The sequence below is a fragment of the Pseudomonas sp. RGM 3321 genome, from assembly GCF_022836805.1.
Taxonomy (GTDB): domain Bacteria; phylum Pseudomonadota; class Gammaproteobacteria; order Pseudomonadales; family Pseudomonadaceae; genus Aquipseudomonas.
In genome coordinates, this window is sequence record NZ_JALHBH010000069.1 from 1 (window position 1) to 5,392 (window position 5,392).

General features: G+C 52.0%; 2 tRNA genes and 3 rRNA genes. All 5 read right to left on the minus strand.

Annotation, left to right across the window (positions count from 1 at the left end):
* Positions 1–2 precede the first annotated feature (2 nt).
* Positions 3–118: ribosomal RNA gene (gene rrf, locus RGM3321_RS00370) — 5S ribosomal RNA — on the minus strand.
* 160 nt (positions 119–278) lie between these two features.
* A 23S ribosomal RNA gene (locus RGM3321_RS00375) occupies positions 279–3,171 on the minus strand.
* A 240-nt stretch (positions 3,172–3,411) separates the two neighbouring features.
* Positions 3,412–3,487, minus strand: a tRNA-Ala gene (locus RGM3321_RS00380).
* Between the two features lie 55 nt (positions 3,488–3,542).
* Positions 3,543–3,619 (minus strand) — tRNA-Ile (locus RGM3321_RS00385).
* An 83-nt stretch (positions 3,620–3,702) separates the two neighbouring features.
* A 16S ribosomal RNA gene (locus RGM3321_RS00390) occupies positions 3,703–5,241 on the minus strand.
* The 16S, 23S and 5S rRNA genes sit together here with 2 tRNA genes alongside, the layout of an rRNA operon.
* Positions 5,242–5,392 lie beyond the last annotated feature (151 nt).

Here is a 5,392-nt window from a genome sequence, read left to right on the forward strand (position 1 = left end):
AATCTTGACGATGACCTACTCTCACATGGGGAAACCCCACACTACCATCGGCGATACATCGTTTCACTACTGAGTTCGGGATGGGATCAGGTGGTTCCAATGTTCTATGGTCGTCAAGAAATTCGGGTACCGAATCGTGCCGTACGGCGCGCTTCAGCAAATCGGGTATGTGATGGCTCGGTACGTTTGTGACGCAAACTTTCGGTTCGTGTCATCTTCACAGTCACCGCAATCTGATGCTCCTGTTAGGAAGTCCACTCAAATTGCTTGGGTGTTATATGGTCAAGCCTCACGGGCAATTAGTATTGGTTAGCTCAACGCCTCACAGCGCTTACACACCCAACCTATCAACGTCGTAGTCTTCGACGGCCCTTCAGGGAACTCAAGGTTCCAGTGAGATCTCATCTTGAGGCAAGTTTCCCGCTTAGATGCTTTCAGCGGTTATCTTTTCCGAACATAGCTACCCGGCAATGCCACTGGCGTGACAACCGGAACACCAGAGGTTCGTCCACTCCGGTCCTCTCGTACTAGGAGCAGCCCCTCTCAAATCTCAAACGTCCACGGCAGATAGGGACCGAACTGTCTCACGACGTTCTAAACCCAGCTCGCGTACCACTTTAAATGGCGAACAGCCATACCCTTGGGACCGGCTTCAGCCCCAGGATGTGATGAGCCGACATCGAGGTGCCAAACACCGCCGTCGATATGAACTCTTGGGCGGTATCAGCCTGTTATCCCCGGAGTACCTTTTATCCGTTGAGCGATGGCCCTTCCATACAGAACCACCGGATCACTAAGACCTACTTTCGTACCTGCTCGACGTGTCTGTCTCGCAGTCAAGCGCGCTTTTGCCTTTATACTCTACGACCGATTTCCGACCGGTCTGAGCGCACCTTCGTACTCCTCCGTTACTCTTTAGGAGGAGACCGCCCCAGTCAAACTACCCACCATACACTGTCCTCGATCCGGATAACGGACCTGAGTTAGAACCTCAAAGTTGCCAGGGTGGTATTTCAAGGTTGGCTCCACGCAGACTGGCGTCCACGCTTCAAAGCCTCCCACCTATCCTACACAAGCAAATTCAAAGTCCAGTGCAAAGCTATAGTAAAGGTTCACGGGGTCTTTCCGTCTAGCCGCGGATACACTGCATCTTCACAGCGATTTCAATTTCACTGAGTCTCGGGTGGAGACAGCGCCGCCATCGTTACGCCATTCGTGCAGGTCGGAACTTACCCGACAAGGAATTTCGCTACCTTAGGACCGTTATAGTTACGGCCGCCGTTTACCGGGGCTTCGATCAAGAGCTTCGCTTGCGCTAACCCCATCAATTAACCTTCCGGCACCGGGCAGGCGTCACACCCTATACGTCCACTTTCGTGTTTGCAGAGTGCTGTGTTTTTAATAAACAGTCGCAGCGGCCTGGTATCTTCGACCGGCGTGGGCTTACGCAGTAAATGCTTCACCCTCACCGGCGCACCTTCTCCCGAAGTTACGGTGCCATTTTGCCTAGTTCCTTCACCCGAGTTCTCTCAAGCGCCTTGGTATTCTCTACCCAACCACCTGTGTCGGTTTGGGGTACGGTTCCTGGTTACCTGAAGCTTAGAAGCTTTTCTTGGAAGCATGGCATCAACCACTTCGTGTTCTAAAGAACACTCGTCATCAGCTCTCGGCCTTGAGACCCCGGATTTACCTAAGATCTCAGCCTACCACCTTAAACCTGGACAACCAACGCCAGGCTGGCCTAGCCTTCTCCGTCCCTCCATCGCAATAACCAGAAGTACAGGAATATTAACCTGTTTTCCATCGACTACGCTTTTCAGCCTCGCCTTAGGGACCGACTAACCCTGCGTCGATTAACGTTGCGCAGGAAACCTTGGTCTTTCGGCGTGGGTGTTTTTCACACCCATTGTCGTTACTCATGTCAGCATTCGCACTTCTGATACCTCCAGCAAGCTTCTCAACTCACCTTCACAGGCTTACAGAACGCTCCTCTACCGCATCATCAAAAGATGATACCCGTAGCTTCGGTGCATGGTTTGAGCCCCGTTACATCTTCCGCGCAGGCCGACTCGACTAGTGAGCTATTACGCTTTCTTTAAAGGGTGGCTGCTTCTAAGCCAACCTCCTAGCTGTCTAAGCCTTCCCACATCGTTTCCCACTTAACCATGACTTTGGGACCTTAGCTGACGGTCTGGGTTGTTTCCCTTTTCACGACGGACGTTAGCACCCGCCGTGTGTCTCCCATGCTCGGCACTTGTAGGTATTCGGAGTTTGCATCGGTTTGGTAAGTCGGGATGACCCCCTAGCCGAAACAGTGCTCTACCCCCTACAGTGATACATGAGGCGCTACCTAAATAGCTTTCGAGGAGAACCAGCTATCTCCGAGCTTGATTAGCCTTTCACTCCGATCCACAGGTCATCCGCTAACTTTTCAACGGTAGTCGGTTCGGTCCTCCAGTTAGTGTTACCCAACCTTCAACCTGCCCATGGATAGATCGCCCGGTTTCGGGTCTATTCCCAGCGACTAGACGCCCTATTAAGACTCGCTTTCGCTACGCCTCCCCTATTCGGTTAAGCTCGCCACTGAAAATAAGTCGCTGACCCATTATACAAAAGGTACGCAGTCACCCAACAAAGTGGGCTCCCACTGCTTGTACGCATACGGTTTCAGGATCTATTTCACTCCGCTCTCCGCGGTTCTTTTCGCCTTTCCCTCACGGTACTGGTTCACTATCGGTCAGTCAGTAGTATTTAGCCTTGGAGGATGGTCCCCCCATATTCAGACAAGGTTTCTCGTGCCCCGTCCTACTCGATTTCATTGCAAAGGGATTTTCGCGTACAGGGCTATCACCCACTATGGCCACCCTTTCCAGAGTGTTCCGCTAATCTCAATACAACTTAAGGGCTGGTCCCCGTTCGCTCGCCACTACTAAGGGAATCTCGGTTGATTTCTTTTCCTCAGGGTACTTAGATGTTTCAGTTCCCCTGGTTCGCCTCTTGCACCTATGTATTCAGTACAAGATAACCATCTTGTGATGGCTGGGTTCCCCCATTCAGACATCTCCGGATCACAGTCTGTTTGCCGACTCCCCGAAGCTTTTCGCAGGCTACCACGTCTTTCATCGCCTCTGACTGCCAAGGCATCCACCGTATGCGCTTCTTCACTTGACCATATAACCCCAAGCAATCTGGTTATACTGTGAAGACGACATTCGCCGAAAGTTTGCATTTCACAAACTTTACCTTAGCCCGGACACACACCAGTGAAAGAGGTGCCCGGTCTATTTCTTTCTATCACATACCCAAATTTTTAAAGAACGATCTAATCAAAGACTAGAAATCAACATTCATGCATCGATCATCAGGATCAATGGAATGCTCATTTCTAAGCTTTCAAACAGAAGCAGTAAGTGGTGGAGCCAAGCGGGATCGAACCGCTGACCTCCTGCGTGCAAGGCAGGCGCTCTCCCAGCTGAGCTATGGCCCCGTATTTCTACATACCGTGGAGGCGTCTACTCTGACCAGCTATCTCACCAGTAAACTGGTGGGTCTGGGCAGATTCGAACTGCCGACCTCACCCTTATCAGGGGTGCGCTCTAACCAACTGAGCTACAGACCCGAACTCGGGCGCTGCTTCTAATCGTCTTCTTCAATGAATCAAGCAATTCGTGTGGGTGCTTATGGTGCAGCTGAGTCGTCGATTAAGGAGGTGATCCAGCCGCAGGTTCCCCTACGGCTACCTTGTTACGACTTCACCCCAGTCATGAATCACACCGTGGTAACCGTCCCCCCGAAGGTTAGACTAGCTACTTCTGGTGCAACCCACTCCCATGGTGTGACGGGCGGTGTGTACAAGGCCCGGGAACGTATTCACCGCGACATTCTGATTCGCGATTACTAGCGATTCCGACTTCACGCAGTCGAGTTGCAGACTGCGATCCGGACTACGATCGGTTTTGTGAGATTAGCTCCACCTCGCGGCTTGGCAACCCTCTGTACCGACCATTGTAGCACGTGTGTAGCCCAGGCCGTAAGGGCCATGATGACTTGACGTCATCCCCACCTTCCTCCGGTTTGTCACCGGCAGTCTCCTTAGAGTGCCCACCATAACGTGCTGGTAACTAAGGACAAGGGTTGCGCTCGTTACGGGACTTAACCCAACATCTCACGACACGAGCTGACGACAGCCATGCAGCACCTGTCTCAATGCTCCCGAAGGCACCAATCCATCTCTGGAAAGTTCATTGGATGTCAAGGCCTGGTAAGGTTCTTCGCGTTGCTTCGAATTAAACCACATGCTCCACCGCTTGTGCGGGCCCCCGTCAATTCATTTGAGTTTTAACCTTGCGGCCGTACTCCCCAGGCGGTCAACTTAATGCGTTAGCTGCGCCACTAAGAGCTCAAGGCTCCCAACGGCTAGTTGACATCGTTTACGGCGTGGACTACCAGGGTATCTAATCCTGTTTGCTCCCCACGCTTTCGCACCTCAGTGTCAGTATCAGTCCAGGTGGTCGCCTTCGCCACTGGTGTTCCTTCCTATATCTACGCATTTCACCGCTACACAGGAAATTCCACCACCCTCTACCATACTCTAGCTTGCCAGTTTTGGATGCAGTTCCCAGGTTGAGCCCGGGGATTTCACATTCAACTTAACAAACCACCTACGCGCGCTTTACGCCCAGTAATTCCGATTAACGCTTGCACCCTCTGTATTACCGCGGCTGCTGGCACAGAGTTAGCCGGTGCTTATTCTGTCGGTAACGTCAAAACAATCACGTATTAGGTAACTGCCCTTCCTCCCAACTTAAAGTGCTTTACAATCCGAAGACCTTCTTCACACACGCGGCATGGCTGGATCAGGCTTTCGCCCATTGTCCAATATTCCCCACTGCTGCCTCCCGTAGGAGTCTGGACCGTGTCTCAGTTCCAGTGTGACTGATCATCCTCTCAGACCAGTTACGGATCGTCGCCTTGGTGAGCCATTACCTCACCAACTAGCTAATCCGACCTAGGCTCATCTGATAGCGCAAGGCCCGAAGGTCCCCTGCTTTCTCCCGTAGGACGTATGCGGTATTAGCGTCCGTTTCCGAGCGTTATCCCCCACTACCAGGCAGATTCCTAGGCATTACTCACCCGTCCGCCGCTCGCCACCAGGTACAAGTACCCGTGCTGCCGCTCGACTTGCATGTGTTAGGCCTGCCGCCAGCGTTCAATCTGAGCCATGATCAAACTCTTCAGTTCAAACATCTAACTGGGTTTTGAGAAAACCCTAAACTTGGCTCAGCAATCGTTGGTTACATCTTTGATTTCTCGCGGAGTAACTTGGGTTGCTGATAATCTGTTGACTTCAGTCTGACACCACAAGCACCCACACGAATTGCTTGATTCAGTT